Source organism: Sulfitobacter sp. W002 (assembly GCF_025142135.1).
Classification (GTDB): domain Bacteria; phylum Pseudomonadota; class Alphaproteobacteria; order Rhodobacterales; family Rhodobacteraceae; genus Sulfitobacter; species Sulfitobacter profundi.
The window spans coordinates 2,991,067-3,017,969 of record NZ_CP081126.1 but is presented as its reverse complement, the minus strand read 5'-3'; the positions used below and the strand labels follow the sequence as shown (position 1 = coordinate 3,017,969).

Below are 26,903 nucleotides of genomic sequence, written 5' to 3'. Positions count from 1 at the left end.
GGTGAATTAACTACCTGCCCACAGCCTGCAGATCATCATCAGGAGCAGTATGAGCGGATTTGAGGTTGTCACTTGCGAAGTCGAACACCAAGGCATGGTGAGAACCGTCAAGATGATCCGAGACGGTGATACGCTCGCACCCTACTTCCCTGCGTCTATCTGGCTCATGAATGAATACTACCGGAAGCCGAGAGGCTATGATCAACTGGCTCACCAAGTCGCAAATTTCCTGAACTTTGCCAAAAGCAAAGGGATAGAGCCTCTCCAAGTCGATGCGTTCTTTCTCGAAGCATACTTAGACAAACATCTCTTTCAAGAGAAGCGATTAGAAGCGACTACCGTTGAACACTATCACGGGTTCATCGCAAAGTTCTATAGGGCGATGGAGCATCTGGGGTTCATTGAGAAGGCTATAGAGGTATCGGAATACATAAATCATAGTCTGCAAGAGGAAGTGAATCTGGCGGCCGGAACAAAGAATTCACTCGATCCGTTTGGCCTTTACGCGAAATACCTTTCCTATAAAGACTTCGAAACCCTCTCTGGTTACGTTGTTAAAAAGAACGCGAGGCTAAGAAGGCGAGATGAACTCATACTTCGCGTAGCCTACGAGACCGGTTGCCGCGGCGCTGAAATCGTTGATCCCGACAACTTCAGTATTCCAAGAATTAGGAGTGAGCTGAAGAAAGCTGAAAGCAGCCAGAGAAACGAATTTTTATACGCAATCATTGGTAAGGGGCGGGGTTCCGGAAAGGTACGGAAGATTGCTTTCCCAACTGCCTTGGCGAAGGATATCCTCCGCTATGTTAATACCTTTCATGTGTCGGGCGATATTGCGTTTGGGTCGGCGCGCGACATAAGATTAAGCACGTCATATCCGTCAAAAATTTATAAGTCTTGCAAGGACGCCATACTATTGAATGGGAATGCGAACACTCCCAATCTCGATATGTGGATACGGCATAGCCGGACACGGACATTCCACGGATTGAGACATACCTACGCGACTAACCTTGCGAATAGGCTTCGCGCTTTGAACGAAAACTATGAGCAGCTTAGAGAGAGGTTAGGGCATGAAAGTCTCGACACCACGAATATATACATCAACTTCGAAATCCTTCTCCATGGCAACGCTGAAGAACAGAATGCCAAAATGGTCGATCAAACATCTGATGCCAGCCAAGTCCGCTACGTGACGGAGGAGTTTGAATGACTAATCGATCTTCATTTGCGGAAGCGCGTTTAATTCGTGGAGGCCTTACTGAAGAAGAGAGCGACTATGCTGCAGAATACCGTAGCAACGTCCAGAATGTACCAGGCACATTGAAGGGGGTGGCACGGATTGGTGTAGATAGCCTCGGCGTGGTTCAAGAGGTTGGCGTCCCTGCCCAACTACGATGCCACCGATATATCGGGCCGATGATTGCAGTCATAAATTCCCCAGAATCGGGCATCACAGCTTCCCGTGTGCCAAGTTATAAAAGAGCATTTGAATATATAGTGAAGGTAGCGGTCAGCGGTGAAGAATCAGACAGGCGTTATTTTGGAAGAGCGCTACTCAAGCGTTTAAAGTCTGAGTTGACATCAGAATACAGCATCAAGGCAAGCATGGACGACGCCAAGAGGCTGTTCAATAAAGCCGCCGATAAGAGCGATGATCTAAAAGTGAAGCGCGAGATCAGAACCCTTATCGGGGGGAAGGGGGCAAAAGCCCTCGATAGCGGCTATTGGCCAAACCTAAGAGCGGTAGAAAGATACCCGACCAGGTCTCTCGAAGATGTATTCGGCGATAGTCTTAACTATACGAATGAGCAGTACATCGATGCTGTTACTGATTATGCATCTGCGTTTATCCGAAAATGGTCAGATGTTCGAAAGCGACTTCGGAACGAGCATCCAGAGCTATATGCTAAGATCTGCGATGCGGTGACGCGGATCGGCGTGGAACGGCTCAGGAAGATTGAAAGAACACAAGCGTACTCACCCAGAGTTCTGAAATGGGAGAATGAGTGGTTCGAAATCTTGGGTATTAACATCGAGATTCTGGTGGCTATGGATGATGCGTTTCTCAATGCAATCGCAATGTCCCAATGGCGGAAGTCAATACATTTCGAACGTTTTTCATCCGCAGTGAATTTGGCCAAAAATGGAGCGAAGGGTTTCGCAGACCAGCTTTTAAAAGTCACTGCGTCATGTTCATACCCGAAATCTCAATGGTCTGTTTGGGAAAATGGAGGGAAGAATTTCTCCATTATGTCCAGATTAATGCTTTCACTTCTCGACTTCTTAGGCCCCAGTTTGGAAGAAGAGACGTGCCTTGTCTGGCTGTTGGCATCACGAAGAATTCAGTTGTCTAACACGGTTCGCCTCAAACGGGCGCAAATTGATGAAGATGCGACAGGAATTTGGATTAGAAGCTTCAAGGGGCGGAGTGGTAAGGCAGAGAACGTTTGTATTAAGAAGAATACAAGGATGGGTCGAGCGCTTAAAGCATATCTGTGGGACTATGATCAGCGCCCATTGGGGAATGTCGTTTCTGAAGCGATGATATCACCCTATAAACCGCAGACTTCCCGTTTTAGCTCCACCTGGAATTTCTATCATTTGGCTTTTTCCGATCACTCGGAAGGGCTGATCGAGTACGGTTTGTCAGACGCAAACTTAATTGTAGTTAAACAGATATACTTAAGCGTCGTTCAAGTCAAACGTCAGAATGGCAGAGCGTTTAATTTTGGTGACGTCGAAAGGCGTACGGCTAAAGCGCTGCTTCCTTCGGCAATTGCTCAGTCGCATGTATATGCGGAAGAAGCAAAACGAGGAGGATTCATTAAATCCACTACGCTGCTGAAGTCCTATTACAGTGAAGATCCAGATGAACTCTCACGACAAGCGCAGAATGAATTTCATACATTGAAGACCCGTGAGGAAATCTATCGGGCGCGGTCGAGAGATAAAGTGAAGCTGAGGAAGGGCAGGGCGTTTGCCGCCGCCGTGTCAGAGGAAATGGCCAGTATTTCACATGATATTATTGGTGAATGGGAGGAGAGAACAAGCCCGTTTTCAGTTTCTGCTTTAGTGGATTTTATAGGCTTGCGGGGAAGTAGTCTCGAAGCTCCTCCCGAAACAATCCTAGCGGCCGCAAAGGCAGAGAAATTTATTGTCGAAAAAAGCGGTTTGATTAAAAAGGATGGAATGATTTATCTCTTCGATTCCGGTCTCACGGCTCGCATGATGATGGAAGAGGTGCGCCATATCGAGGGAGAGTTAGAGGGTCTTTTTGCCACCCAAGACCTCGACAAGGCTATCAATGCGTGGGCAAAGCTTAACTTTCTTGAGTTGCTCCTGAAGCGCTTCAGTGCTGTCAGTCTGAAAGATGCATCTGAAAAATATGGGCATTTGGAACGCAGGATACCACATGCACCGATATCGGAAGGGGGGAACTCATGGATCGTGGAATGATAGATGCTGCTAGTTCGTCTGACGGTGCTCCTCTCATTGACTCTTCTTGTTACGCCAAGAACCCAGGTAAGTATTTCGACGATATTTGGTTTATTCATCACGTCGATTCGGGCGAGGTAGTGAAAATTGACTTTAGGAGTCGTTTCGGGGAGCTTCGAAGCTGGCAGCAGCTGGTCGCAAAGAATATTGTGTTCTTGCGTTGTGAAGGGGTGGATGATGGCTTTGCGACTGTGCAGAGTCCCAGAAGCATGAGTTCTACCTATGGTAACATTGCCTCAGTATTTCATTTCATGAACAGTAAGTTTCAGGGGCGACTGCTAGCTGATCTCTGTGAGAGTGAACTTATAGAGCTCGTGATACACAATATCGATGGTTCGATTGCTCGGGGGCCCACGGTGTTCAGTAGAATTCGTCTACTTGCGTGGATGTATGATTTGCGGTACGCGGAGCACCGTTTGGTGCCTGAGCAGTACTTACCGGCGTCTAATCTAAGTGGGCGTTGGGAAGACCTTTGCTCAGTATGGGTGAGAGATGCCGGCGAAAGCTACGCAGATTGGCGGGCTGGCGGAAGTTTTTCGATCGTTCCTTTCGAAATTGCTTTGGCTGTCCTAGGTTATTGTTTCCAGCTGATAAAATCGGATGAGACCAAATACGTCCTCGCGTGGTTTCAAACGGAACGAAGGCTTCGCGAAGAGGGAAGGCTTCCTAGTTGGAAGACCGCTGGCCAATTTTTCTCAAATTTTGGTGAACGGAGCACATGCTATGGCAGCCGATTAAAGGCTTGGTCTGTAGATCAAGTGTTCTTCGAGGAGCTTTGCAAGTGTTACCCGAACGTGAAGTCGAGAGATCAGCTTCCCCTTCCATCAATCCCATTCTCGATTGGCACACATTCAATTAAGAGTTCAATTACCCGAAAGGGGGACCATCTTCTTACAGCATGTTATTTGGCGATTCTTATTTTGACTGGTATCCGACATAGTGAAGCGAGCGGAATGGCACGCGACGCGTTCGAGAAAAAGGGGGCGGACTATATCTTCGCGTCGAACATCGAAAAAACCAACCATGGGGTCGTTACGGATCGGCATGTTTCGGCTGCTGTCGCCGATTTTATCGATGTCCTGGATGGTCTAGGTGGCGTCGGCTTGACCTGCGAGAGGAGGAAAGAGCTTTTCTCCTACTTTAGGTATAGTTTCAACTCGCAGAACCAGCCGGTATACTCTCTGAATAAAAACGCTATTAACGTTACGATGCAGGTTAATTCCTTCTACGAGATTTTTCTTGAGGGACAGGGTGATGATGTCCGTAACTACTGCCCGCACGTAACAGCTCATGGATTCCGCCATGCTTGGGCCGAGTTTGCCATGCGCCGTTTCGATGGAAATATTATGCCACTTATCCGCGATCATTACCGGCACCATTTCGGGTCGAAAATGACTGGAGTCTACACGCATAATAAGGTCGAGCTGTCGGAGTATCAGCACCTTGGTAGGCGCCAGATTTTTGAACTCGTCAGTCGATACGTAGATGGTGCTGCCACCCTCCATGGGCAGCTGGGTGAATTCCTCACGAGGCAAGCGGACAATATTGGTTTAGTCGAGATGCACGATAAGAGTGCGCGTGATGCAACCATTAGGCAGATTATAGAAGAGCATGTTGGCGAGCCGATTGTCACCCCTCATGAATATGGTTTATGTGTTTTGACTGAGAACACAAAACAACTCGCGAATTGCCGTGACGAAGCGGGTATTCCAAGAACCCAAACGGCTGATGTAGATAGCTGCGTAGGGTGTGTAAATAGTTGCATAATAAAACAAACTGACAACAAGGATGATCCTCACTTCCTGACATTAAAACGACGTCTTGCGACCTACCGAGCGGAGGCTCAGGAATGGCAAGGCAATGATCTGATCGGCCCACTGTTCGTTGATGGCGCTCAAAAGACTCTTAGGGCTCTGGAGGCTCTGGTGAGAAAAATGGAGAAGGTGGATGTCTGACCTTGAAATGGAAGATTTTGATCTCGATTTCTCTCCTCAGCTGCCTGACAAAGCTCGCCCGCCTCTCTGGTATTATGATGCTGATGTTGCGCAAAGCTACAAAAGCATTGTGGATGTCGCACTCGTAGCGTTCGAGAAGAAGCTGGCATTCACCCGGGGATTGAAGCCCGGACGCACAGTCAAAATCAAGGAGTGGAAATTGGTCGCCGCAACTCTCAACAAAGCAGCGGGGCTCAACGAGGGACACCTCAGAAATAAGGATCGGCGAGATGTTCTGCGCACTGTAGAGTTCATAGGGTCGCTGAACACGCGCTTGGAGGCCGCGATCAAGGCCCGGAGTTTGAGCAACGCTAGGCCCTCAGCAACTGAGAGAAAGGCCGCCTACTCGGCCCTGCTTGAAAAGTATCGTAAGCTCGAGCAGATAAAGCTTTCGGAATATGCCAAAGCGGCGTTCGAGCAAAACATGGCCGATCGCCTAGCGTCCCAGAACCATTCCTATGTTTCGCTATTCCAACAGAACAATCGTCTTCTCGAAAATAACGCCAAGTTGGATGAGGATGTAGAGCGACTACAAGGGAAGCTTGTTGAAGCATACGAAGAGATCAGCAGGCTTAAAGATCAGTTGAGGACCAAGTTCCAGATGAAGGTGGCGGAATAATGTCTAGCGGTCGGCAATTAGGGAGCGAGAACTTTGCTCGCTTCGTTGCATGGGTCTCTGAGCGGGAAGCGCGGGGTGATCATGCGGACTATATTCGTCGGGGTAAGCTAAACCGCAAGGAGGTTGCCACTGAGCTTGGCTTCAACAGACGTTCATTTGGACAGAACCCCGCCATCAAACAACTCGTCGAAGAACTCGACGTTCGATGGGGTTCGCAACATCCAGCCCTATCCAAATCCATCGCTGAGGAAAGCGCCGCGAGGGAAAGAGCCAATGATCGAATGAAGCGCACAGCGACGTCGAATTCGAAGCTGTTGCAGCGGATCGCAAGCTTGCAAGAGGAGAACCGACAATTGCGCCGTGAACTCGAAGAGGTGAAGCATTTCAAGTCGGCGAGAGATGCCTTCTTGGAGACGACGAAAGACTTCCGCTGACCCATGCTCATCCAGGTATCGAAGAGGCGTCGAAATGGCTCTGTCACCGCCATGCGCATCGCAGCTGATGGCAGCGTCATACACGTGGCGAATAGCCTCTCTGTTTCGCTGCCAGAAGCCTGCAAGGATGCTGCCAAGGTTGGTTCCTTGTGGGAAGTCGACGGGCCGACGGCACAGACAACGTTCACGGCCGGCGGATACACAATCATCGAGGATCATCTCGAAGCCCATACAGCTCGGTTCGTAAAGCCAAACACTCGCTTGCTGGAAACGTGGCTCCAGAGAAACGTGAAGGGCATTGGGGAGGTCAAGGCTGGTCGCCTGGCCCGCAATCCTCGCTTGATCGAGATCATCGAGGAACGGGACATTAGCTCGCTTTTGGAGGCTGGGGTTCCGAGTCGGTCCATCGGCCCACTGCTACTGGAATTCCCAAGCGATGCCTACATGGCAGCTATCAACTGGCTTGCTGATCACCATCTGCCGGTAAAGCTGGCTGAAACGCTTTCGGCGGTTTGGCGTGAGAAAACCATCGCGATGTTGAAGGAGAACCCGTTTCGGCTGCTGAACTTCGACGTCCCATTCGAGCTGTGCTGCAAGATTGCAAAGGGGTTGGGCTTTGCCTCGGATCACCCGAAATACCAAGCTGCGTTGGCAGCTGATCTCATTTCGCAATATTGTCGCGCTACGTCATCGACTTTGATGCTACGGCCTGCGTTCGAGAAGAAATGCAGAGAGATGGGTGTCGACTTCAATGTCGTCCTGCGGCACGCGATGGAACAGGAACTCATCGGCTATATCCGTGGCGAGGACGGCTTTCAACTTGAAGGGGAATTTCTGCTTGAGGCCCTTACGGGGCAGAGGCTGCGTGATGCAATCCTTCGACCGCCGGGCGCGGGCAGCAGCGCGGCGGATTGGGAGTGCAATCTAACCGTTGAGGCGGTTACGGAGCGATTGCGCGAATTTGAGCAGACCATTCAATTCAGGCTCACGGATGAGCAAAGGCGTGCGGTGTTGCTTGCGTCAAGTATGAACGTGTTCGCGCTATCGGGCGGAGCAGGGACGGGCAAGACGACAATCCTTCAGGCTATCGTGACGGTGTTGGAGAGGGTCTCCTTTGGTGTTGATATCTTCCAGGTCGCGTTGTCAGGGCGGGCTGCACAAAGGATGGTTGAAGCCACTGGTAGACCTGCTTCGACAATTGCTAAGTTCTGTGCGGACATGGCAAGGAAGAAGCAGGACCAGCGTCCCGACCATTGCATCGTTGTGATCGATGAAGCCAGTATGGTTGATCTATATTCCATGCACGCCCTTCTGCTACACCTACCTGCTGCCACGCGTTTTATCTTCGTAGGTGACGTGGACCAATTGCCGCCCGTCGGGGGCGGCCTGTTGTTTCATAACATTATGAAATCGACCTTCCCGGCCGTCGAACTAACTGAGGTGAAACGCCAAGGAGCCGAGAGCGGAATTCATCGGTTTGCAACGGCGGTGAGGCATCAACACGGGTGCATAGCTTTGCCTGACTATCAGGAGGGAGTGGAAATTGATTGCGCTGTCCTACGACGCGTCGACCCAGATGAAATTGGTCAGTTGTTCCAGGTTCACGGGGGGGCTGAACGGTGCGCAATTCTAACCTCGATGCAAGCTGGCGAAGCTGGTGTCGGAAACCTGAACATGGGCATGCAACGCCGGCTGGGCTTCAACCGTCCTGTAGTTCGTCTAGTCCATGAGGACGGCGTCTATGACTACGTAAGTTTCACAGGCAGCAAGTTCTACCTGAACGATCCAATCCTCATAACAAAGAACGACTACGACATTGGCGTTAGAAATGGCGATCTCGGCACCATCGTGGAGATCTTCGATGAACAAACCGAGGACGGGCACCTTGGCTGCGTTAAGATCGGCGGCCGGATGTTCGATCTAAATGCAGACCTGTTGGACAAGATGAGCCTCGGTTACGCTATGACCATCCATAAGGCGCAGGGGTCGCAGTGGGAGAACGTAATCCTCGTCTTGAACAGAAGGGCAACGCACATGCTGGATAAGACGCTGCTCTACACGGGCGCGACACGCGCACAGAAGAAACTAATTGTTTGCAGTGAGGATATGGGCCTGGTCCAGCAAGCGGTGGATCGAGGCTCAATCGCCCTCCAGCGAAAGACTAACCTTTTACAGCACCTGGACGCGGACTTCTAAGGTGGCCCGAATTCGATGCACGTTTGTCGCGAACCTCGAACGAAGACCTGATGTGCCTTTGATTGGGGAAATGAATGGAGCGACGAATGAACCTGTTTGAGCAACAAGACGATGCGACTGAGCCTGAAACAGGAAAGGCTAAGACCCGCCCCTTGGCTGACCTACTGAGGCCTCAAGCCATCGAGGAAGTTATCGGTCAAGACAAGCTACTGGCCGGCGATGGTCCGCTGGGCTCCATGTTGGCAGCAGGGAAAATCTCGTCTCTAATCCTGTGGGGGCCGACCGGCGTCGGGAAGACCACTATTGGCAGGCTGCTGGCTATGAAAACGGATTTTCATTTCGAGCAGATCAGTGCAATATTCAGTGGCGTCGCGGACCTTAAGAGGGCTTTCCAGGCGGCGCGCGGCCGCCACCGCAGGGGGCAGGGAACACTCCTTTTCATTGACGAGATCCACCGTTTCAACAAGACCCAGCTTGACGCCTTGCTGCCAGTGATGGAAGACGGGACGGTTACCGTATGCGGAGCAACGACAGAGAACCCATCATTCTCTGTGAACAGGGCTGTGCTTAGCCGGTGTCAGGTGATGGTCTTGGAGCGCCTTGACGAACGAGCGCTATCCGCCATAATTGCACGCACTGAGAGGGTTCTTGATAGCCCCCTGCCTTTGGACGACGAAGCGAAGGAGCTCCTTTGTGCCATGGCGGATGGTGATGGGCGGGCTCTTCTGAATTTGGTCGAGAGCACGCTCACTTGGCCCCGGGACCATATCTATTCTGCAAAGGAAGTGGCCAATCGCTTGACACAGCGCGCGGCGCAGTATGATCGCGCGTCAGATGGTCACTACTCGATCGCAAGTGCCATCCAGAAATCGATAAGGGGTTCTGACCCCGAGGCCGCAATTTACTGGGTCCATAGAGCGCTTGAGGGCGGCGAAGATCCTCGTTTTATCCTGCGGCGGCTGACAATGATCGCATGGGAGGACGTAGGGTTGGCAGATCCGGAGGCATCCCGTATCTGTCTGAGCGCGTGGGACACTTTCGAAAAGCTTGGCAGTCCCGAAGGCGATCTGGCTGTATCTCAGGCCGCAATTTACTTGGCCTTGGCCCCGAAATCGAATGCCGGCTATTTGGCACACAAAGCCGCGCGCGCTGATGCGAAAATATCCGGTTCCGCACCTCCCCCCATGCACATCGTGAATGCGCCCACAGCAATGATGAAGAATCTTGGATACGGCGAAGGGTATCAATATGATCACGATGCTCCCGACGGTTTCTCTGGTCAGGTTTTCTTTCCTGATGGGATGGCAAGGCCCCAGCATTATCTGCCTGTTGAACGCGGGTTCGAGCGAGAACTATCAAAAAGGGTTCGCTACTTCGAAAAGCTTCGGAAAGTCCGCAACTCCGAAGGCGGGTAAGAACTAGTAGGTGCGCCCCGCCGATCATTTCGCAGCAATGAGGGCCGACCGCTCTCATCATTAAGGGCCGTAGGTTGGCCCTCATTGTTTGTTGCGACCGGGCATTCGCCTGATAGACCTTTTACCTTCCGCGGTAGAAAAGGCGCTGGTACCAAATACTCGCACAGGAGGCTGTATATCTGCATGAATTGCAGGACGGGTTTCAAGCCAAGCGCTTAATCAAAGACTGGGTCGGGTTTTACAACTCCGAGGTGTCACACACGGCTCTCGACAAACAATCCTCTGACGACGCATTCGTTGAAGCAGAGCGGACCCAGAGGGCGGCATGAAACCAACCAAATTACATCTTAGCTGAGCCACAAAGCTGTCCTAAAAAACAGGACCATTTCAGGGGCACGAGAGAGGGGCGATATCGAGGTGAGCTTCACCGATACCTCGGGCTGATGTTCGCAGAAGCGCATCGGTGAAACACATGACGGAGCGAAACTCATCACTGGCAGGGGCGGCGCAGGTGAAAGCGATGCCCGCAGCTTACCCGACGGCCACTTCGGACGTAGGGTCGATTTTCTGACGGGGTGGCGTTCGGTCTTTTAACGCTGTCTGAAAGCAGTTTGTGGGGCCTTATCGTGGAGGCATTTCACTCGCCCCACCGACTTGGCCGGATGGTCCGCCACTCTTCATTCTGGTGCGCATGAGTGCGGCGCATGAGTGCGCTCCATACCGTTTGCTCTGGCAAACGATGCCGGTGACATTGTCACTGTCTTTCAGTATCTTTGTTGTCTTCGTGGTCGGGTTTCTTCTCTACGTCGCCGTGGCCGAAGAGTTGGACGTTCTGGTGCGCGTGGTGGATGTTCTCGAACTCAAAGCTGGAATGCATTATGCTGAACTCCGCACTCAGCCGTTCTTTGATTTCCGCCTTGACCGGTTCGATGCGGCTCCAGCCCGCCTCTGTCAGCACCACGTGACAGTCGAGCGCTGCTTCGTGTTCCTGCATTTGCCAGAGATGAACGTGATGCACGTCCTCGACACCATCCACCTCGGTCATCGCCCGGACCACTGCACGGCTATCCATGTCGGGGGGGCTGCCGAGCATCAACGTACGGATCGGCTTTCCGATTTCGGTCAGGGCGAGGTAGAGAATGTAGAGGGCAATGGCAATCGTGATCGCCGGATCGACCCAAGTCACGTCGTAGAGAATGATCAGCGTCCCCCCGATGATCACCGCTACTGAGGCCAGTGCGTCGGATAGATTGTGTAGGAAGAGCGCGCGGATGTTCACGCTGCCTTTCTGCATCGACCAGGTGAGCCATGCGGTCAAGCTGTCTACCGCGAGCGCCACGCAACCGAGGATAACGACGGTCCAGCCAGCGACCTCCGTTGGCTCGATAAAGCGCATCGCGCCCTCGTAAATCAGATAGACGCCGACAAGGATTAGGGTGGTGTAGTTGATCAGCGCCGCTACGATCTCGATCCGGCCATAGCCGAAGGTCATGCGTTCATCTGCCGGTCGCCGGGCAATCTTGCGCGCGACGAAGGCGATGACTAGCGATGCCATATCAGAGAAATTGTGCAGTGCGTCTGCAATGAGGGCAAGACTGCCAGAAAAGATGCCGCCGACGACCTGCGCAACAGTCAGAAGAGCATTGGCCCAAATGGCGACCGATACCCTCCGGTCCCCGGAAGTCGGGTCCATGTGGGCATTACCGTGATCATGCGGCATAATGCGGCTCCTCTTGATTGTGGGCCGTAATCTCTGGCGAGGGGACCAAGCGGCCCGACCGGAGCGCGGCGACACGTGCGTTCATCCAATGGCGAATTCCGTGTCGGTAGAGCCATCCACGAAGGCGTCCGAATTCCTGCCGATGTTGCCGATAGAATTCATCCGGGGCATCAAATGTTCCGAGGTCGCGCGTGATGCCAGTGCGTTGGATGTAGGTGTCACCACCGCGCCAGTCGACCGGTGGTGCGCCGAGACAATCTGTCCCGATGCCGTAACCGCAGAACTCTTTGCGTCCGGGGAAGTGCGCTTGGAGCCGGGTTAGGTAGTCAGTATCCAGAATAAAGCCTTCGAGGTTCACCCAGGTGCCAATAACGCGAACCTCGACCCATGAATGCAGGATCTCTACCGGCGCAATCGGGTAGACTGCTTCGGGCACGACGCCACGCTGAAGAGCCTTGTGGATGGTGAAGCCATGCAGCCGGCAAGGGAAACCGAGCGCGCGCAGAAGCGCCATCAGCAGCGTGGCCTTAGTATTGCACTGGCCATAGCCGTCCATCAGCACGACTGAGGCCGGAATGTTGTCCGCGCGGTTATAGCCGAAGTGGATCTCATTACGGACGAAATCATATGCTGCGCCGATCCGACCATGTTCGGAAAGCGCCAGCCAGCCACGCTTTTCGATGAGACTACTGATCGGGCCTCGGCAAAAGTCGAGTAATTCTGTCGGCTGAAGCAAAGTTGTGTCGGCATTCATTCCCGTCTCCATCGAATCGTGATGAGACAAGTGTAATTGCTACAGTAGATGTAGCTTCAAGTCGAAAGTTATCCCGTGCGCTGCGCTACTAGGATGATGTTCGCTCCCGCGAGGCACCATCACCAAAAAAGTCGAAATCCATTTTGAACATCCTGGAGGTTGATCCCTAGGTTAATGCGCTACACGAAGCCAACTACAAGTTCGGACCACCTAAGAACTCGAATTCCGTTCAGGGCGGTTAGCTCAGTTCATTTGTGTGGAAAAATCTGCTGCGATGGTGAGGTGCCCACATGCCAATGGATAGCGATGACCGTTTCCTTAACTACATCTTAGCTGGGGGCTGCGGCGTTAGCTGGGGTTTATGGGGCTACTTACATGCCTGTATGCCTGTGAAAACGGATCAGCGCCAATGGCCCGCGTCAGGAAGTGGCTGGCGTTATACATTCATAAAAGCCGGCCTTTGACCCTTGGTCGCAAACCGCCTGCTATTGTCCGTTGGCAGAGAATTGAAACGGTGAACTCGTATCATCAGTTGCTAGAAGTAGCTTTTTTCGTCACAGAAACCGCCCGAGTAGGGGTGTTAACACAAATAAGGGAACGGATTTAGGTTCCAAGAAGCCCGGTTCGATAGAAATATTTCTCTTGAACCTACAGCGGCTTTAGGAGTTAGGACCGCAGGCGAAGAACGGCATTCGAGTCTAACAGGCCATACTGCTTCAGGCTTTCCTTACTGAACGGCAGAGTGGTCTTGTTTAAGCTTAGTTTGCCTACCTAACGTTGAAGGAATAAGAATGATGCTGACAAGACGACATTTTCTCCAGACCAGCGGTGCGCTGTTTTCTACTCCAATCGCTGGCCCGCTACTGGCAGCCACTCGGCCCACCAAGGAGGAGAAGGCCGCCTGGGACGCGCAGGTCACACCTCCCGCTTTTGATCCAACTACGTCAAACCCGTGGGGCCTGCACCCGCGCTTTTTGCCCCAGCGGGTGGACGCTAAGGACGGGCTTGTTCCGGGAGACGTCCACGTCGATGCCGTAGCGCGCTACATCTATCACATCGAAGAAGGGGGAACTGCGATGCGTTACGGTGTGGCGATCGCCCGTGGTAACCTGTACGAGCCCGGCACGTATACGATCCAGCGAAAAGTGGAATGGCCAAACTGGACGCCGACCCAAAACATGATCGCACGCGATCCCGAGCTCTATGGCCCGGTTGCCGACGGTGTTGACCCTGGCCCAGAAAACCCTCTTGGCTCGCGGGCGCTTTACCTTTTTGAAGGCAACCGAGACACCTATCTACGCATTCACGGGACGCCCGAACCAAGAAGCATCGGCGGGCGCGCGAGTTCGGGGTGTGTCCGCATGGTCATGGCACATATCAACCATCTATACCCGAACGTCAAAACTGGTTCGACGGCGTTCCTGTATTCGGCAGAAGAAAGCGTGACCCCGCGAACGTGATCTACGCCCAACCAGTCTGCACTGGTCAATTAGTCACGCCGAGCGCGTGGTGCAGATCGGGTTGCCACCTATTGAGCGGAGCGGCACCAGTGTCGTTTCTACTAGACCGCTGTGCTCATACCAGTAGCATCCATCCTCGGAACGAAGCCGAGCTGTTGTGAGGTCCTGACCAGGTGCAGCTAGGTTAACGATTTGTTCGGGAAGGTTTCCAACCGCGTCTACCGGCGCGCGGGAGTTAGCCATTGGTGCGGCACATCCGCTTGCGAGCAGCAGGGCCGCTCCAATCATCATATGTCGTGTTTGCATTCAGTCCTCTGACCTGTCCTAATTTGGTTTTCACCAACAATCTTGCATACCGGGCACAGGTCCACAAGAACCACCCTGGGGCGGTCGGAGCGCGGCATCTTCAAAAGAGTTCATAAAAAGAAACGCAATTTTTTCTATTGAACCTCTAGTAACTGTAGGGGCTATGTCAGAGTTGAATCAATCTAATCCTAGGGTCAATCTATGTCTATCCATGACCACAAACACAAATCTGACCGCGATCGCGAGCACAGTGATTATCAAGAGCATCCGAAAGGAGTTTCCCACTCTCATGGAGAAGGTGGTACGTGCTGCGGTGCTGGAGCCGACACGGATCCAGCACAACCCATCTCCGCGACCGGACGAAGTTTCCAGGTCTCTGGTCTGGATTGTGCCGAAGAGGTGGCGATCCTGAATAGGGCTGTCGGTCCAACAGTTGGCGGGACAGAGCATCTGGCGTTTGATGTCATTAATGGACGAATGACGATTCTGGATACTGCGGATAAGATTTCAGATGATGAGGTCGCTGAGTTGGTCGCGAGCACGGGCATGAGCGCGAAACCGTGGGATGCCGACAACGCGGCCGAAAATCAGGCAGCGCATTTGGCACGTCAAAAGCGTTTTACCACGCTGAGCGGCGGGTTTTGGGCAGCAGGATTTCTCTACCATATCGTCGAAACGGGCATGGGGGGTGCGCTTGGTCTGTTTGCAGGGCATGGCACGGCGCCGATGCCCATCGCGGAAGCCGGGCTGTTTGCCGTCGCAATCCTTTTTGGCGTCTGGCTCGTTGCACCAAAGGCCTGGTCTTCAGCACGCAGAATTAGCCCTGACATGAATCTATTGATGGTGGTGGCCGTGGCGGGTGCTATCGGGCTGGGCGAATTATTCGAGGCAGCGACAGTTGCGTTTTTCTTTTCACTGTCGCTCTACCTTGAGAGCTGGAGTGTGGGGCGGGCGCGCAATGCGGTGTCGGCCCTTCTGGATTTAGCACCACCGACAGCCAGGATCATCCGGCCGGATGGTAGCGAGGCGAATGTTCCAGCGGCAAAAGTTGCCGTGGACGATCGCTTCATCGTGCGCGGCGGCGACCGCATCCCACTTGATGGCGAGGTCTTAGAGGGGGCCGGGGCTGTCGACCAGGCCCCGATCACTGGCGAAAGCGCACTGGTTCCGAAGGAACTCGGCGACGAGGTTTATGCCGGCACAATCAATGGTGAGGGCACACTGACGGTGCGCGCGACGAAGGCCGCCTCGGACACGGTGCTCGCGAAAATCATTCGCATGGTCGGCGATGCCCATGCCCGTCGCGCCCCGGTCGAGCAATGGGTCGCGAAGTTTGCACGCATCTACACCCCCATAGTGATGGCGCTGGCGGTCGCCCTTGCGCTGGTGCCGCCGCTCCTCCTGGGCGGTGCCTGGGACTATTGGTTCTACAATGCGTTGGTGCTGCTGGTAATCGCCTGCCCCTGTGCCCTTGTCATCTCAACACCAGTTTCGATCGTGGCAGCGCTGACCGCGTCGGCGCGAGCAGGGGTGCTTATCAAGGGGGGCGCTTATGTTGAGGCGCCAGGTCGCAGCACTGCGCTGGCGATGGATAAGACGGGAACGATCACTATGGGCGAACCCGAGGTTGCAGCAGTTCACGCATTGGGCGAAGCCTCCGCGCGCGATCTCATAACGCTGGCAGCGAGTTTGGAAGCACGGTCTTCGCACCCGCTGGCACGGGCCATTCTCGCGCGCGCGCAAACTGATGGTGTTTCCATAACTGCTGCAGAGGATACACGCACCGTGCCTGGACGCGGGCTGGAAGGGCGCGCCGACGGGCGTGTAATCTGGCTCGGCTCGGATCGGTTCGCTGAGGAAAAGGGGTTTGGCAATCACATTCCGACAGATTTGAGAGATCGAATAGAAGGAGCAGGGAGCACCTTAGTTGTAGTGGGTGACGAGACTGCCGTGGTCGGCATACTAGAGCTGCGCGACCGCATCCGCCCTGATGCTAAGGGGGTCGTTGAAAAGTTGCATGCGCAGGGTGTGGAGACGATCGTGATGTTGACGGGCGACAACGAACGCACCGCGCGTGCCGTCGCGGCCGAAGTTGGGATCGACGAAGTGCGCGCCGAACTTTTGCCAGAAGATAAGGTGACGGCCATCGAAGAACTGGTGGAAATCCACGACATGGTGGCGATGATTGGTGACGGCGTGAACGACGCACCGGCCATGGCGCGGGCGCATTATGCCATTGCCATGGGGGCTGTCGGATCTGATGCGGCCATCGAGACGGCCGACATTGCGTTGATGACTGACGATATCGGCAAGGTGCCCTGGCTTATTGGTCATTCACGCCGGACCATGTCGATCATCCACCAGAATATTGGTATATCGTTGGCGACCAAAGCGCTGTTCGTCGGGCTGACCGCGTTCGGCATGGCCTCTATGTGGGGCGCCATCGCTGCGGATGTGGGCGTATCCCTGTTGGTGGTCGCCAATGCACTGCGGCTTTTGAACGGCTATCAGATCAAGGGCGGGCCTTCGGGCGGTGAACCGGTGGGTGAGAATATGGCAAAGGGAGCACTCGCGCACGGTCATTGATCCGGCATTTGCGGTTAAGTAACGCCTAAAACACATCAGACCTCACGAAAGGGGCATCAAGCAGTAATGACTACCAATTTTCCACGACGGGTCTTTATTCTAAGTGGGTTGGCTGCCTTCCTGTCAGGCTGTGCAGATAAGTTCCGGACCTACAACGGACCCAAAGTAACCCGTCTTCGCATGTACAAGGCACAGCGGTTGCTCGTCCTTGACGGGAAGGCTGGCGTTTTGCGTGCATTTCCCATCGGATTGGGCTTCGCGCCCCAGGGTCACAAACAGTTCGAGGGAGACGGCCGTACGCCAGAAGGCACCTACGTGATTGACCGACGCAACCCGGACAGCCTCTTCCACCTCTCCATCGGCATCTCATATCCCAACGCGGCGGATATTGCCTTTGCTGAGTCCCAAGGAAAGTCGCCGGGTGGCGATATTTTTATTCACGGTGGGCCACGCAAGGGGATCGACCCGATGAACAAGCGTGACTGGACCGCAGGATGCATCGCCGTAGCGGACCGTCAGATCGAGGAAATCTACGCAATGGTGAAAAATGGAACACCGATCGACATTTATGCTTGATGGTTAGGTAAATCGACGACGCAGCGTGATGTTGATCGCCTCGATGACGATGACTAGGCCGACGACGGCAATCGTGACGCTGGCCGCCTTGTCATACTGAAAAGAGCGGATGTAGGTCTGGATGTAAAAGCCGATCCCGCCCGCACCGACGATGCCGAGGACCAACGACTCACGCAGGTTCAGTTCGAACCGGAAAATCGTGTCGCGGGCGATGACTGGGGCCATCTGTGGCCAAATCGCATGTCTGAGCCGCACGAGCGGTCCAGCCCCTGCACTTTCAAGTGCTGCGATGGGGGCGCGAGATACGCCGTCGATCGCCTCGGCATAGAATTTAGCGAGCATCCCAGTGGCATGAAAGGCAACTGCGATGATGCCGGGCAGCGGCCCGAGCCCGACCGCGCCCACCATGAGCATGGCCACGAGGATCAGCGGTACCGCCCGGATAAAGGCCAGCAGCGCGCGGACCGGCCCGAACACCGCACGCGAAACCATGGTTTCGGACGCGAGAATAGCCAGAGGGGTCGACAGCAGCACTGCGCCGAGGGAGCCGAGGATTGCTATTCTTAGTGTCTCTGCGCTGCCTTTTTTGATCTCGGTCATCACTGTCGGATCGGGCGGGAACATCCGGCCGATAAAGTCGGTAATCCGTGGACCGGCCGAAGCAAGACGCGACAACTCGACATCGGTTGTGACGAGGGACCATAGGATGGCAATAGCGATCAGCGAACTGGTGACGAAGCCGCCGAAGTCGCGGGGGGGCATCATAACACCGCCCGGGGACCGAGTTCCGGCGTCGGTCCTGACCCCCGATAGAGTTCGGCAGTCGCATCGTCTTTCAACTCGGACGTTGGAACGTTAAACGCGATCCGCCCCTCTCGTATGCCGATGATGCGCCCTGCAAAACGCCGCGCCAGATCGGGTTGGTGCGAGGAGAATAGCGCTGTTGCATCACGCGCTCGCGCCGCCTTGGTCATCAACCCCAGAACCTCTCCAGCGCGGGCGGGGTCGAGGTTGCTCACTGGCTCGTCGGCGAGGATCAGCCGTGGTTCCTGCGCCAGACATCGCGCAATAGCCACGCGCTGTCGCTGTCCTCCACTGAGACTGTCGACACGGCGTTCCGCGAGTTCTGCGATGCCGCAATCGGCGAGTGCTGTGCGGGCAATATCGAGATCGTGAGCCATTGGAGATCCCAGTACTGCTTGGAAAGGTGACATCCGCCCCAGGCGGCCGTTGAGCACGTTGCGTAGTGCCGTGGAGCGTTCTACGAGGGCGAATTCCTGAAACACGAAACCGGTATCAGGACGGCGAGCTCGGGGTGGTGGGCGGTCGGGATTGAGCGGCGCACCCAAGACAGAAACGCGCCCGCGCCATCCCTGAATCCTACCGTCGAGCAGCGCCAGCAACGTCGTTTTGCCCGCCCCGGATGGGCCCAGTAAAGCGACACACTCACCCGCCGGGATCCGAAATGAGACTCGTTCCAACGCTGGTAGCTGTGCGCCCTCATGGACATAACTTAGATCGTCTATTTCGATAGCCATGCTCATCGTAACAGCCCGTATTTCTTTGCCATATCGCGTACGCCTTCATACGCGGTGCCCTCTGCCCTGACGTAGCCATCTGGTCCGTAAAGATAGCTCAATTTGTCGCGGTGCTTCGGTTCGTTGAGCTTCAGCATGACGTCAACAAAACGGGCTTGCAGGGCGGCATCGAGTTCTGGGCGTGCGATCACAAGGTGACTTGGAATCGGCGCGCTTTCTACGAGCCAAGTCACCTCGGCCTGCTGTTGTGGGGTCAGCAACAAATCCGCATACTGACTGGCACCGGCGGCATCGACCAGACCTTCGGCCATAGCCTGCATGGCTTGCTGGTAGCCTCCCGCAAAGAACACGCGGCCGAAGAATTTCTCCGCTGCGCCAGGACCCTCAATTAGCCCGGCCTTAACGAATTCGGAAAGAGGATAAAGATAACCTGATTCAGAGATCGGGTCGGCAAAGGCGATATCGCGCCCGCGCAGGTCTGCCAGCGTTTCGATACCGCCGTTGCGGCGGACAAAAATGCGTCCTGTGTAACTTGACGCGCCCCGGTAGACCTCAGACAAGAGAGGTACCGCGCCAATTTCCGCCTCCGCCAGAACGAAAGGCAATGCGCCCATGAAGGAGACGTCTGCATCTCCGTTGCGAAGTGCCTCGACAGCCGCAGCATGGTCGATGGTGACGAAGCCTTCCACGGGAACGCCAAGCTGTTCGGATAGCCATCTTGTGATGGCCTCAATGTCGCCTAATAGCTTGTCGGGATTCTCCTGCGGAATGAAAGCAAGCCGCAAGGGAGTGTCTTGTGCGATCAGCGGGGAGGCCAGCGAGATCGCGCCTGCACTGGCCAAGGCCAGCATATTTCTGCGGGTTAGGTGGAATTCCATCAGAATGCCCTCTCTTCGATCGCGTCGGCTTCGGTCTTGAACGCGGTCCAACTTGCTTCGGCGGCCCCCCAGTCGTCGTCACGGACTGCATCGCCGACTGCGGCAAGACGCTCGGCCAAGGCATAGACTTCGGGCCGTGCGGTCAGGTTCGACATGGTGCTCGCGTCTGCGGCGAGGTCCGCAGCGACAGTATCGGTCAGCAGCAGGATGTGCTCTGCGTCACGTCGGGGCAGAAGCGTGTCGAGCGTCGATGCAAATGTCGCCAATTCGGCAAATGTCAGGCGAAAGGCGGTGTTCTCTGCGTCGAACTTCTCGTAAGGCTCGTCTGCCGACCCTACAGTCTCCAGATACGCGGTCAGTTCAGTCCGTTCCGTCTCTGATAGCCCGAGCGATTTCGTCTCATCGAACCACTCAACAACGGCGGCCAACGTCGACAGCGAACCGTCGTGAAAATAGGGGGCGGTATATGCGGTTCCCAGCAAGGACGGCGTATCCAGCGCGCCTGCGCGCGCGCCACTATATGCCGGCGAGACCGATCCAATGTCATGGGCTTGCCGATCGAGGAAATTTGCGTCAGGCACGTGGCAACTAGCGCAGGAGCGATCGCCTAGCCCAGCGAAAGGCCGATTAAAAATAGCCTCGCCTCGGTGCGCCGCGTCCGGGTTTGCCTCGGACAGCGTACCATCCGCATTCAGCTTAGAGTTTGGTAGGAAGTCGAACTCGAGCATGTATCCTACCAGCGCGTCGAGCATTAAGGGCGTCGGCTCCGCGCCGCCAAATTCATTGACGATCACGTTCCGGCTGAAGTCGCGCAGAGAGGCAAAGCGCCCATCGCGACCATAAGGCCCGGTGAAGCGCAGCCCGCGCAGGCTCGGAATGTCGATCGGGTCGTCGCGCCGGTCGTTGAAGATAGGATTAAAGAACGCGCCATCGACGTCGATGGCACCGGGTTGGTGGCTGGCGCCCGGGATGAAGAGGCGCTGGTTCACATCCGAGCGATTGTGACAGGTCGAACAGGCGATCCCGAGGTTTCGCGCAGGATTTCCGAATATCTGCGGGCTGTCGAAAAGCATGTCGCCATAAGCCACCAAGGGCAGATCGGTCTCGTCAATACCTTGTTCCTCGAAGTTGAGGACAAGCAATGGCAGCGGGTCCTGATCGAAGATGTCGGAGCCAGGCGGCAAGCTTGGCGGCACCTCGATAGTGCGTCGGCTGAACACAGCGGTTTCGGGCAGGGCACTCAGTGTCTGACGGGGAGCATAGTTGGCTAAGAGGTAATTTTCCGCGAGATAGCTGGAAATGACTGCGCGCGCGGCCTCCAGCGTGTCGCGATCCGCGGAAAAGGCGCCAGCGCCGAGAAGACCAGCGGACCCCGTGCTGCTGTTAAGTTCCAGCCAAGCGAGGCCGATACGTCTTGCTGCTTCGGGGTCGGCTGCCGCGATACCATCCTCAAATGCACGGTAGAGCTCGCCTGCCGTTCGCAGAGCCTGGCGCGCCTTTGCAGGTTCTTCGGCTGCGAGAGTCCGGTCCAATTCCTCTTCGATCCTAAGCGCTACAAGACGAGTGGCCTCTGTGAAAACTGCTTGCCGGTCTTCACGTGCCATGGCGTCAAGGATACCATCCGGCTTGATACCGCTTTTGCGGTCCACCCACTCCAACGCGCCGGTCGAGAATTCCGAACCCCGGTGAGGTTCTGTCCAAGCGGTCTCGATGTCGTCCCAAGGCACTGGCGCGAGATTCCCAAGAAAAAGTGTCAGCCGATAGGCTGCCGCCTCAGGAAGCCACGGAGCCTCTTTGACAGGCGTCGCTCCCCCGGGTCCGGACAGCAGGACCGCGCTTGCAGCGGTTAGCAGCAGCCTCGAAAGATTTTTTATCACCATAGCCTCCGGCGCTAAAACTTAGACTCGTCTAACTTAGGTATTCTAGGCTAATTAGATTGTCAATTTTAGTTATTCGTTGCAATGTCCGGACATGACGAAGCTACAATCATACGAACGCGAGGCGTTCGAGACTGTCGAGAGAGCTCCCGAAGCGCAGGCTAAGGGTTTCGCGACTGTGCGCCGAGCACATGAAAGCGAAATGGCGGAGGATTATGTGGAGCTGATCGCAGAGTTGATCGAGTTGCGGGGGGAGGCTAGGCCAGTCGAAATCGCTGAGCGGCTTGGCGTGAAATCTCCAACAGTGACCAAGAACATCTCACGGCTCAAGGCTGCTGGTTTGGTGCGGCGGGAGCGTTACCGCGCAATATTTTTAACCGATGCGGGTCGAGAATTGGCCGACGCCTGCCGCCGCCGCCATAGAGTCGTTGTCGCGTTTCTTCTCAGCCTGGGAATCGACGAAGAGACTGCGGAACGCGATGCGGAGGGGATCGAGCATCACGTCAGTACGACCACGCTCGAGGCCTTCGAGCACGCTCTCCAGAAGTTTCAGAGCGGCAAGTAGCGCAGCATCGAGTTCTCTCGAAATTCAGCAAGGCGAGACTCAGGGGGCTGCAGCGTCAGCAGTCATACGTTGGCGGGGGTAGCATTTGTGTCAATGCTCAACTCTAGTCTAACCCATCGCGTCCTCTGAGTTTGGCCAGCGCGAGATAGTGCGCCCAATATTCCTACCTGCGCCGACCATGCAACGAAAATGTCGGTCGCGTGAAAAGAGGTAGGCGCAACCCTTGAGTGGACGCCTGTATACTTGACAAACCCGAGGCGTGATCAGTAGATTTCCCGCATTAAGGGAGATTTGAGATGAACAAAGTTACCTGCATTACAAAGCCAAACCGCGATAGTCGCTATGATGCGATCCAGAAACTGGCCGGTACGAAGGAAGATGATGGGGGCCGCTGGTCCTGCACTCGACAGGAATGCGTTGCGTACATTGAAAAGGGTTACAAATTCTACGTGAACGTAAGTGGGCACAAAGTCTATTTGATCGTCGGCACTAGCGCTAACGGTAACAAGTATGTTCGAACTGACCCGGATCAAGATGCGGCAGACAATCTCCTAAGCCTTCCTGAATGCCCCTGATCTGTTTCATCGGAGAAGCGAACCCATTGGGGTCCGCCGCCTATGAAAGTGCCTGCAGAGCGGCGTAAATGGCGCCATAGTCATCGTTCTGCGGGTTCTCTCTTAGAGTGGTAGATATCCGATCAAGCTCGCGCTGTATAAACGAAATAGGTAACTTAGCGCCCCATTTGTTGGGGTAAATAAACACCTCAATCGCCAACCTTCTTGCTGCCCGGCTTTTCTTTTACCAGCTTGCGCAGTCGCTCATTGAGCTAGGATTCGTCGTCGTCCGCTTCTAACTCGCGGGCGGCTTCTTTGAAGCGCTCTAGTTGACTCTTTTTATCTGTCATCGTGCTATACTTCTTTGGAAAAATTTAACCCCCCGAAGACTCCCATACAAGACTTTGGCGATTGTATATTTGACAAACCCACTGTGAAAACCTATCTTTAACTCAACAAGTTAGAGGTTTACGCCATGTCCGTTCTTTCCGCCCCCTATATGCACGATGAAACAGCAGCCTTCGCCCATGTCGAAGCGATGCTTTGGGCTGATGGTCCCGTCTGCCCGCATTGTGGTGTCGTTGATAGCGCCTATCCCCTGACGGGCGTTCGCACCAAGCCAAGCGCAAAGAACCCCGAAGGCAAAGAGCGCCACGGCCTGTGGAAGTGCCGCGAGTGCCGCAAACAATTCACCGTCCGTAAAGGCACAATCTTCGAGGAAAGCCACCTGCCGCTGCACCTGTGGCTGCAAGCCATTCACCTGATGGTGTCCAGCAAGAAGGGCATCAGCAGCCACCAGCTACATCGCGTTCTGGGCATCACCTACAAGAGCGCATGGTTCCTGACACACCGCATCCGCGGATGTATGCGTGACGGTGCGCTGGCAGGCTTTGGTGGTAACGGTAGTATCGTTGAAGTTGACGAGACTTTCATCGGCAAGGAACCCGGCGTCGCTAAGCATCCGAAGGCCCGTGGCGGTTCTCATAAGATGAAGATGGTAACGTTGGTGGATCGCACCACGAAGCGCGCAAAAAGCATCGTCGTTGACGACCTCAAGAAGTCTACGCTGATCCCGATCCTGCAAGAGAACATCGCCCGTGAGGCGTATGTCATGACCGATGAGGCGCGTCAGTACCAGAACATCGGCGCTGGCAAGGTGTTTGACGCTCACGGCTGGGCGAACCACAGCGCGGGTCAGTACGTGGACTATGCCGATAGCGAAATCCACACGAACACCGTTGAGGGCTTCTACAGCATCTTCAAGCGCGGCATGAAGGGCGTTTACCAGCACTGCGGCAAGCAGCACTTGCATCGCTATGCTGCGGAATTTGACTTCCGTTACAACAACCGCACAGCGAGTGGCGTTGATGATGTTGAGCGTGGTCAGGTTGCGCTGCGCGGTGTCGTCGGGAAAAGGCTGACCTATCGGCGGCCTGACAAAACCTTAGGCAGCTAAGGTAGGCTTCACTGATCCAATAAGCGCCCTGAAAATCAACTCAGCAGCCTCTAGTGTGGCCGCTTTTGCTAGGATTTCAAAGCCAGCGTCAGGTCTTGATTTCAGTAATGAGCAAACAAAATAACCCTCTGGGCCCCCCATACCATGCCCCATGGCTTCACGGTACATCTTGTGCGACAATGGGGTCACAAACACAATCTGTTCTCCCATCTCGCCTTCCATGTAGAGATCTTCCATCATGCTAGACACAAGTGACAAATATCGCATACATCCTGATCCGCGAATTTCGGCAAATCAACTTGCAGAATATGCTCTTGCCTCTCCCTCTCGTCGTCAGGTTATCTTAAGGAACGCCAAATACGCACCCACGTTCTTGGTAGTAAGGTACGGCGAAGCGCGCGCGTCTGTCTGCGACTTTCTTAAGGACGGAACGCGACCTGTTGCCAAATTACACTCAGCAGAAGCAGAACTCAAGGCCACCGCTGCGTCACTCGGGTCAAAATTCAAAGAAAACGACGCCCTTTTGTCCGCCGAAGCGATTGCGTCTTTTGCGGCTTTTGTGTCGGACCCTAAGCAGTATCCCAATGCGTTCAGCAAGTTAACTTTTGCGCCAATAACTGGATACATGCCCAAGTTGCCGTTGTCGGAAGTCGACGTTTCGGTTCAAGTGGATCTTATCGCCAAAAATCAGGCTAAGGAGGTCTGCGGCGGTGTATTGCTTCAAACCTCCAAGGCCATCTCGGCAAAGAGTTGGAGGGATGAACATTCACTTTATGTAACGTCGCTGATTTGGATGGCATCGTCTGAGTTTCTGGCAGGGCACGGAACAGTTGATCCCAATTTGTGCTATGCGGTTGATCTGTTCGGGAAGAAAGCGACCAAGGCACCCAAATCTTACAAGACACGAGTTAAAAACTTAGAAGCTGCTTGTGGGGAGATTGCCGCTATGTGGCCCAACATTGAACCCCCCGCCGATCTATGAGCGATAGGTCTAGCTGCTTAAATTTGATCGGTGACATTGCAGTTCGCTGGTCTGAGGTGGAAGCCAATCTACGAGAATTGCTTTGGCTTTATGTCGGGACTGATCGGCCTACGTTTGACCTGCTTTTTGGCAGATCAAGTGGGGACCACGTAGAGAAAATGCTGCGCAAGGTGGTGATGGCCAAAGAGATTGATAAGATTGCCCAAGGAGATGCCATCGAAGCGCTCAGTCGATGCAAGACCATACGCGATAATCGCAACACTATCTTGCACAAAATGCGATCTGATCACGTGGACGATGCCGCTAGTCTCTTTCCTAAACTGGTCGCTACGCAAGAAAGTCTGATATCTTACGCAGAAGCACTTAGCGCGTGTAAGATCAATCTATCCCAATTTGTCGCTCGCCGAGACGCAGTGGAGACCCCAGATGGCGAAGATGAGGCCCCCGACGCTCACGAAAGAGTGCCGACGTATGAACCTATTAATTGGCCGCCAAAGGGTAGCCGGATTGAAATAGAGGTCACCTAATGACAGATCAAAAGCCCCAACTAGACCGCTTCAAAGAAGCCGCCCGCGAACTAGAGACGGACGACGACGAAGAACGGTTTAACGAGTGCTTGCGCGGCATCGTTACACCAGCCAAGAAAGTCTGCCCTGAGTGCGGCCACGTCTTCAAGGGCAACGGCTGGGATGGCATAGATGCCCACTGGCGGTCCAAGCATGAAGATGTGATGTCTTACGAGAAAGTGTGGCCTTTGCTGCGCGCTGGAAGGTACCATTGAAGTGTTGAGTTACCCCAACAGATGGGGTATCATGATACCATGAAGCTCAAGCTTCTTCATTTTGTCTCCCGTGCGCTTGGCATCCTTGTGCATATAGATGGACTTCCCTACGGTCGTCGCGGAAAGCCGCAAGAGCGCACGGATCGCGGCTAAAGGTGCTTGTCCAGCCAATCGTTTGTTCCGGCAATCGCTTTCGTGAAGGCAGGTCGCTTGGTAAATTCAATGACCATCAACTTGTCGTCGTCGTCCACGTACTGCGCAAGGTGATCTTTTACCTCTGTCGCAGAGTTATCCGCGCTTAATAGCCACTGAGAAAGCTGGACTCTTGCAGTGTCCAATTCCTTGAGCCGACCTATCAGGCTGTCATAGTCCTTCTCCGCGATAAGATCGTAGGTAACGGTAAACAGTGCCATATCTCGAATCCCTCTAAAGTAGAATCCGAGCCTATCTCACGTTGCGGGTTTGTCAAATATACAATCGCCAAAAGAAGAAAGAAGGGGATTATCAGCTCCTGTCATATTGTATTGTCAGCCAGTCGATAGGTAACGGTGAACGTCGGGATTTTCAAATTACACAACCCTAGGAAGCGGGCAGTTTTAATTCGATACAAAGACCAAATTCGCGTCAGGAAGTGATGCGTAAGAGAACCACTGAGATGAAGAAACCCAGTAGGCCTAGGGCGATGCCGAAGCTTGCCGCATATTGAAGGATGTC

At 54.3% G+C, this 26,903-nt stretch carries 24 protein-coding genes; 16 read left to right on the top strand and 8 right to left on the bottom strand.

All coding sequences use genetic code 11. The features are described 5' to 3' along the window. The first annotated feature begins 49 nt into the window (after positions 1-49). The 7 genes from K3758_RS14895 (at position 50) to K3758_RS14865 (ending at position 10,156) form a co-directional block, all read left to right on the top strand. Positions 50-1,213 carry a site-specific integrase gene (locus K3758_RS14895; protein WP_120351859.1) on the top strand — a complete coding sequence of 388 codons (1,164 nt, stop codon included), beginning with the start codon at positions 50-52 and terminating at the stop codon, positions 1,211-1,213. Further along, positions 1,210-3,459 (top strand): hypothetical protein, encoded by a 2,250-nt coding sequence (locus K3758_RS14890; RefSeq protein ID WP_162931878.1) that lies wholly within the window; start codon positions 1,210-1,212, stop codon positions 3,457-3,459. The genes K3758_RS14895 and K3758_RS14890 overlap by 4 nt, the downstream gene beginning before the upstream one ends. Next, complete coding sequence (locus K3758_RS14885) at positions 3,444-5,453, top strand: hypothetical protein (RefSeq protein WP_120351857.1); 2,010 nt, start codon at positions 3,444-3,446, stop codon at positions 5,451-5,453. Before K3758_RS14890 ends, K3758_RS14885 begins: the two co-directional genes overlap by 16 nt. Further along, on the top strand, positions 5,446-6,111 hold the full coding sequence (locus K3758_RS14880; RefSeq protein WP_093737966.1) for a hypothetical protein: 666 nt from the start codon (positions 5,446-5,448) through the stop codon (positions 6,109-6,111). The genes K3758_RS14885 and K3758_RS14880 overlap by 8 nt, the downstream gene beginning before the upstream one ends. Continuing rightward, on the top strand, positions 6,111-6,545 hold the full coding sequence (locus tag K3758_RS14875) for a hypothetical protein (RefSeq protein ID WP_093737964.1): 435 nt from the start codon (positions 6,111-6,113) through the stop codon (positions 6,543-6,545). Before K3758_RS14880 ends, K3758_RS14875 begins: the two co-directional genes overlap by 1 nt. Before the next feature lie 3 nt (positions 6,546-6,548). Then, on the top strand, positions 6,549-8,741 hold the full coding sequence (locus tag K3758_RS14870; RefSeq protein WP_120351856.1) for an AAA family ATPase: 2,193 nt from the start codon (positions 6,549-6,551) through the stop codon (positions 8,739-8,741). Positions 8,742-8,827: 86 nt separating this feature from the next. Next, entirely contained in the window at positions 8,828-10,156 is a 1,329-nt protein-coding gene (locus K3758_RS14865) for a replication-associated recombination protein A (protein ID WP_093737960.1), read from the top strand. Positions 10,157-10,910: 754 nt separating this feature from the next. Here the strand turns inward: K3758_RS14865 and K3758_RS14860 are convergent. Beyond that, positions 10,911-11,876 (bottom strand): cation diffusion facilitator family transporter, encoded by a 966-nt coding sequence (locus K3758_RS14860; RefSeq protein WP_093737957.1) that lies wholly within the window; start codon positions 11,874-11,876, stop codon positions 10,911-10,913. Next, entirely contained in the window at positions 11,866-12,630 is a 765-nt protein-coding gene (locus K3758_RS14855) for a transglutaminase family protein (protein ID WP_244153561.1), read from the bottom strand. The genes K3758_RS14860 and K3758_RS14855 overlap by 11 nt, the downstream gene beginning before the upstream one ends. A 794-nt stretch (positions 12,631-13,424) precedes the next feature. Here K3758_RS14855 and K3758_RS14850 point away from each other — a divergent pair. The 3 genes from K3758_RS14850 to K3758_RS14835 all read left to right on the top strand — a co-directional run bounded on the left by K3758_RS14850 (position 13,425) and on the right by K3758_RS14835 (position 17,558). Beyond that, positions 13,425-14,090 (top strand): L,D-transpeptidase, encoded by a 666-nt coding sequence (locus K3758_RS14850; RefSeq protein ID WP_067264455.1) that lies wholly within the window; start codon positions 13,425-13,427, stop codon positions 14,088-14,090. 705 nt (positions 14,091-14,795) lie between these two features. Beyond that, positions 14,796-16,982, top strand: a complete 2,187-nt coding sequence (locus tag K3758_RS14840; protein ID WP_120351853.1) for a cation-translocating P-type ATPase — start codon at positions 14,796-14,798, stop codon at positions 16,980-16,982. Positions 16,983-17,048: 66 nt separating this feature from the next. Then, on the top strand, positions 17,049-17,558 hold the full coding sequence (locus tag K3758_RS14835; RefSeq protein ID WP_120351852.1) for a murein L,D-transpeptidase family protein: 510 nt from the start codon (positions 17,049-17,051) through the stop codon (positions 17,556-17,558). A gap of 3 nt (positions 17,559-17,561) precedes the next feature. Here the strand turns inward: K3758_RS14835 and phnE are convergent, their stop codons facing one another. The 4 genes from phnE to K3758_RS14815 are packed head-to-tail and all read right to left on the bottom strand — an operon-like array spanning position 17,562 to position 21,851. After that, on the bottom strand, positions 17,562-18,323 hold the full coding sequence (gene phnE, locus K3758_RS14830) for a phosphonate ABC transporter, permease protein PhnE (RefSeq protein WP_254693936.1): 762 nt from the start codon (positions 18,321-18,323) through the stop codon (positions 17,562-17,564). Next, complete coding sequence (locus K3758_RS14825) at positions 18,320-19,096, bottom strand: phosphonate ABC transporter ATP-binding protein (protein WP_254694001.1); 777 nt, start codon at positions 19,094-19,096, stop codon at positions 18,320-18,322. Before K3758_RS14825 ends, phnE begins: the two co-directional genes overlap by 4 nt. A 2-nt stretch (positions 19,097-19,098) precedes the next feature. Beyond that, positions 19,099-19,974 carry a phosphate/phosphite/phosphonate ABC transporter substrate-binding protein gene (locus K3758_RS14820; RefSeq protein WP_120351850.1) on the bottom strand — a complete coding sequence of 292 codons (876 nt, stop codon included), beginning with the start codon at positions 19,972-19,974 and terminating at the stop codon, positions 19,099-19,101. After that, on the bottom strand, positions 19,974-21,851 hold the full coding sequence (locus tag K3758_RS14815) for a cytochrome c peroxidase (protein WP_259946276.1): 1,878 nt from the start codon (positions 21,849-21,851) through the stop codon (positions 19,974-19,976). Before K3758_RS14815 ends, K3758_RS14820 begins: the two co-directional genes overlap by 1 nt. Positions 21,852-21,945: 94 nt before the next feature. Between K3758_RS14815 and mntR the strand changes: the two genes are divergently transcribed. The 3 genes from mntR to K3758_RS14800 all read left to right on the top strand — a co-directional run bounded on the left by mntR (position 21,946) and on the right by K3758_RS14800 (position 24,426). Beyond that, positions 21,946-22,416, top strand: coding sequence for a manganese-binding transcriptional regulator MntR (mntR, locus tag K3758_RS14810; RefSeq protein WP_120351848.1), 471 nt, complete (start codon positions 21,946-21,948; stop codon positions 22,414-22,416). Between the two features lie 296 nt (positions 22,417-22,712). Further along, positions 22,713-22,991 (top strand): DUF3892 domain-containing protein, encoded by a 279-nt coding sequence (locus K3758_RS14805; protein ID WP_120351847.1) that lies wholly within the window; start codon positions 22,713-22,715, stop codon positions 22,989-22,991. 454 nt (positions 22,992-23,445) lie between these two features. Continuing rightward, complete coding sequence (locus tag K3758_RS14800) at positions 23,446-24,426, top strand: IS1595 family transposase (protein WP_120351846.1); 981 nt, start codon at positions 23,446-23,448, stop codon at positions 24,424-24,426. On the opposite strand, the gene K3758_RS14795 is transcribed toward K3758_RS14800, so the two are convergent. Next, positions 24,415-24,666 carry a hypothetical protein gene (locus tag K3758_RS14795; protein WP_120351845.1) on the bottom strand — a complete coding sequence of 84 codons (252 nt, stop codon included), beginning with the start codon at positions 24,664-24,666 and terminating at the stop codon, positions 24,415-24,417. The genes K3758_RS14800 and K3758_RS14795 overlap by 12 nt on opposite strands. Here K3758_RS14795 and K3758_RS14790 point away from each other — a divergent pair. Genes K3758_RS14790 through K3758_RS14780 form a run of 3 tightly spaced genes read left to right on the top strand, consistent with a single transcriptional unit; the run spans position 24,665 to position 26,189 of the window. Continuing rightward, on the top strand, positions 24,665-25,408 hold the full coding sequence (locus K3758_RS14790; RefSeq protein ID WP_162931877.1) for a hypothetical protein: 744 nt from the start codon (positions 24,665-24,667) through the stop codon (positions 25,406-25,408). The genes K3758_RS14795 and K3758_RS14790 overlap by 2 nt on opposite strands. 23 nt (positions 25,409-25,431) lie before the next feature. Next, on the top strand, positions 25,432-25,935 hold the full coding sequence (locus tag K3758_RS14785; RefSeq protein ID WP_162931876.1) for a hypothetical protein: 504 nt from the start codon (positions 25,432-25,434) through the stop codon (positions 25,933-25,935). After that, entirely contained in the window at positions 25,935-26,189 is a 255-nt protein-coding gene (locus tag K3758_RS14780; RefSeq protein ID WP_120351842.1) for a hypothetical protein, read from the top strand. The genes K3758_RS14785 and K3758_RS14780 overlap by 1 nt, the downstream gene beginning before the upstream one ends. A gap of 149 nt (positions 26,190-26,338) precedes the next feature. Here the strand turns inward: K3758_RS14780 and K3758_RS14775 are convergent, their stop codons facing one another. Then, positions 26,339-26,602: a CRISPR-associated protein Cas2 gene (locus K3758_RS14775; protein WP_120351841.1), complete on the bottom strand. Its 264-nt coding sequence runs from the start codon at positions 26,600-26,602 to the stop codon at positions 26,339-26,341. Between the last annotated feature and the right edge of the window lie 301 nt (positions 26,603-26,903).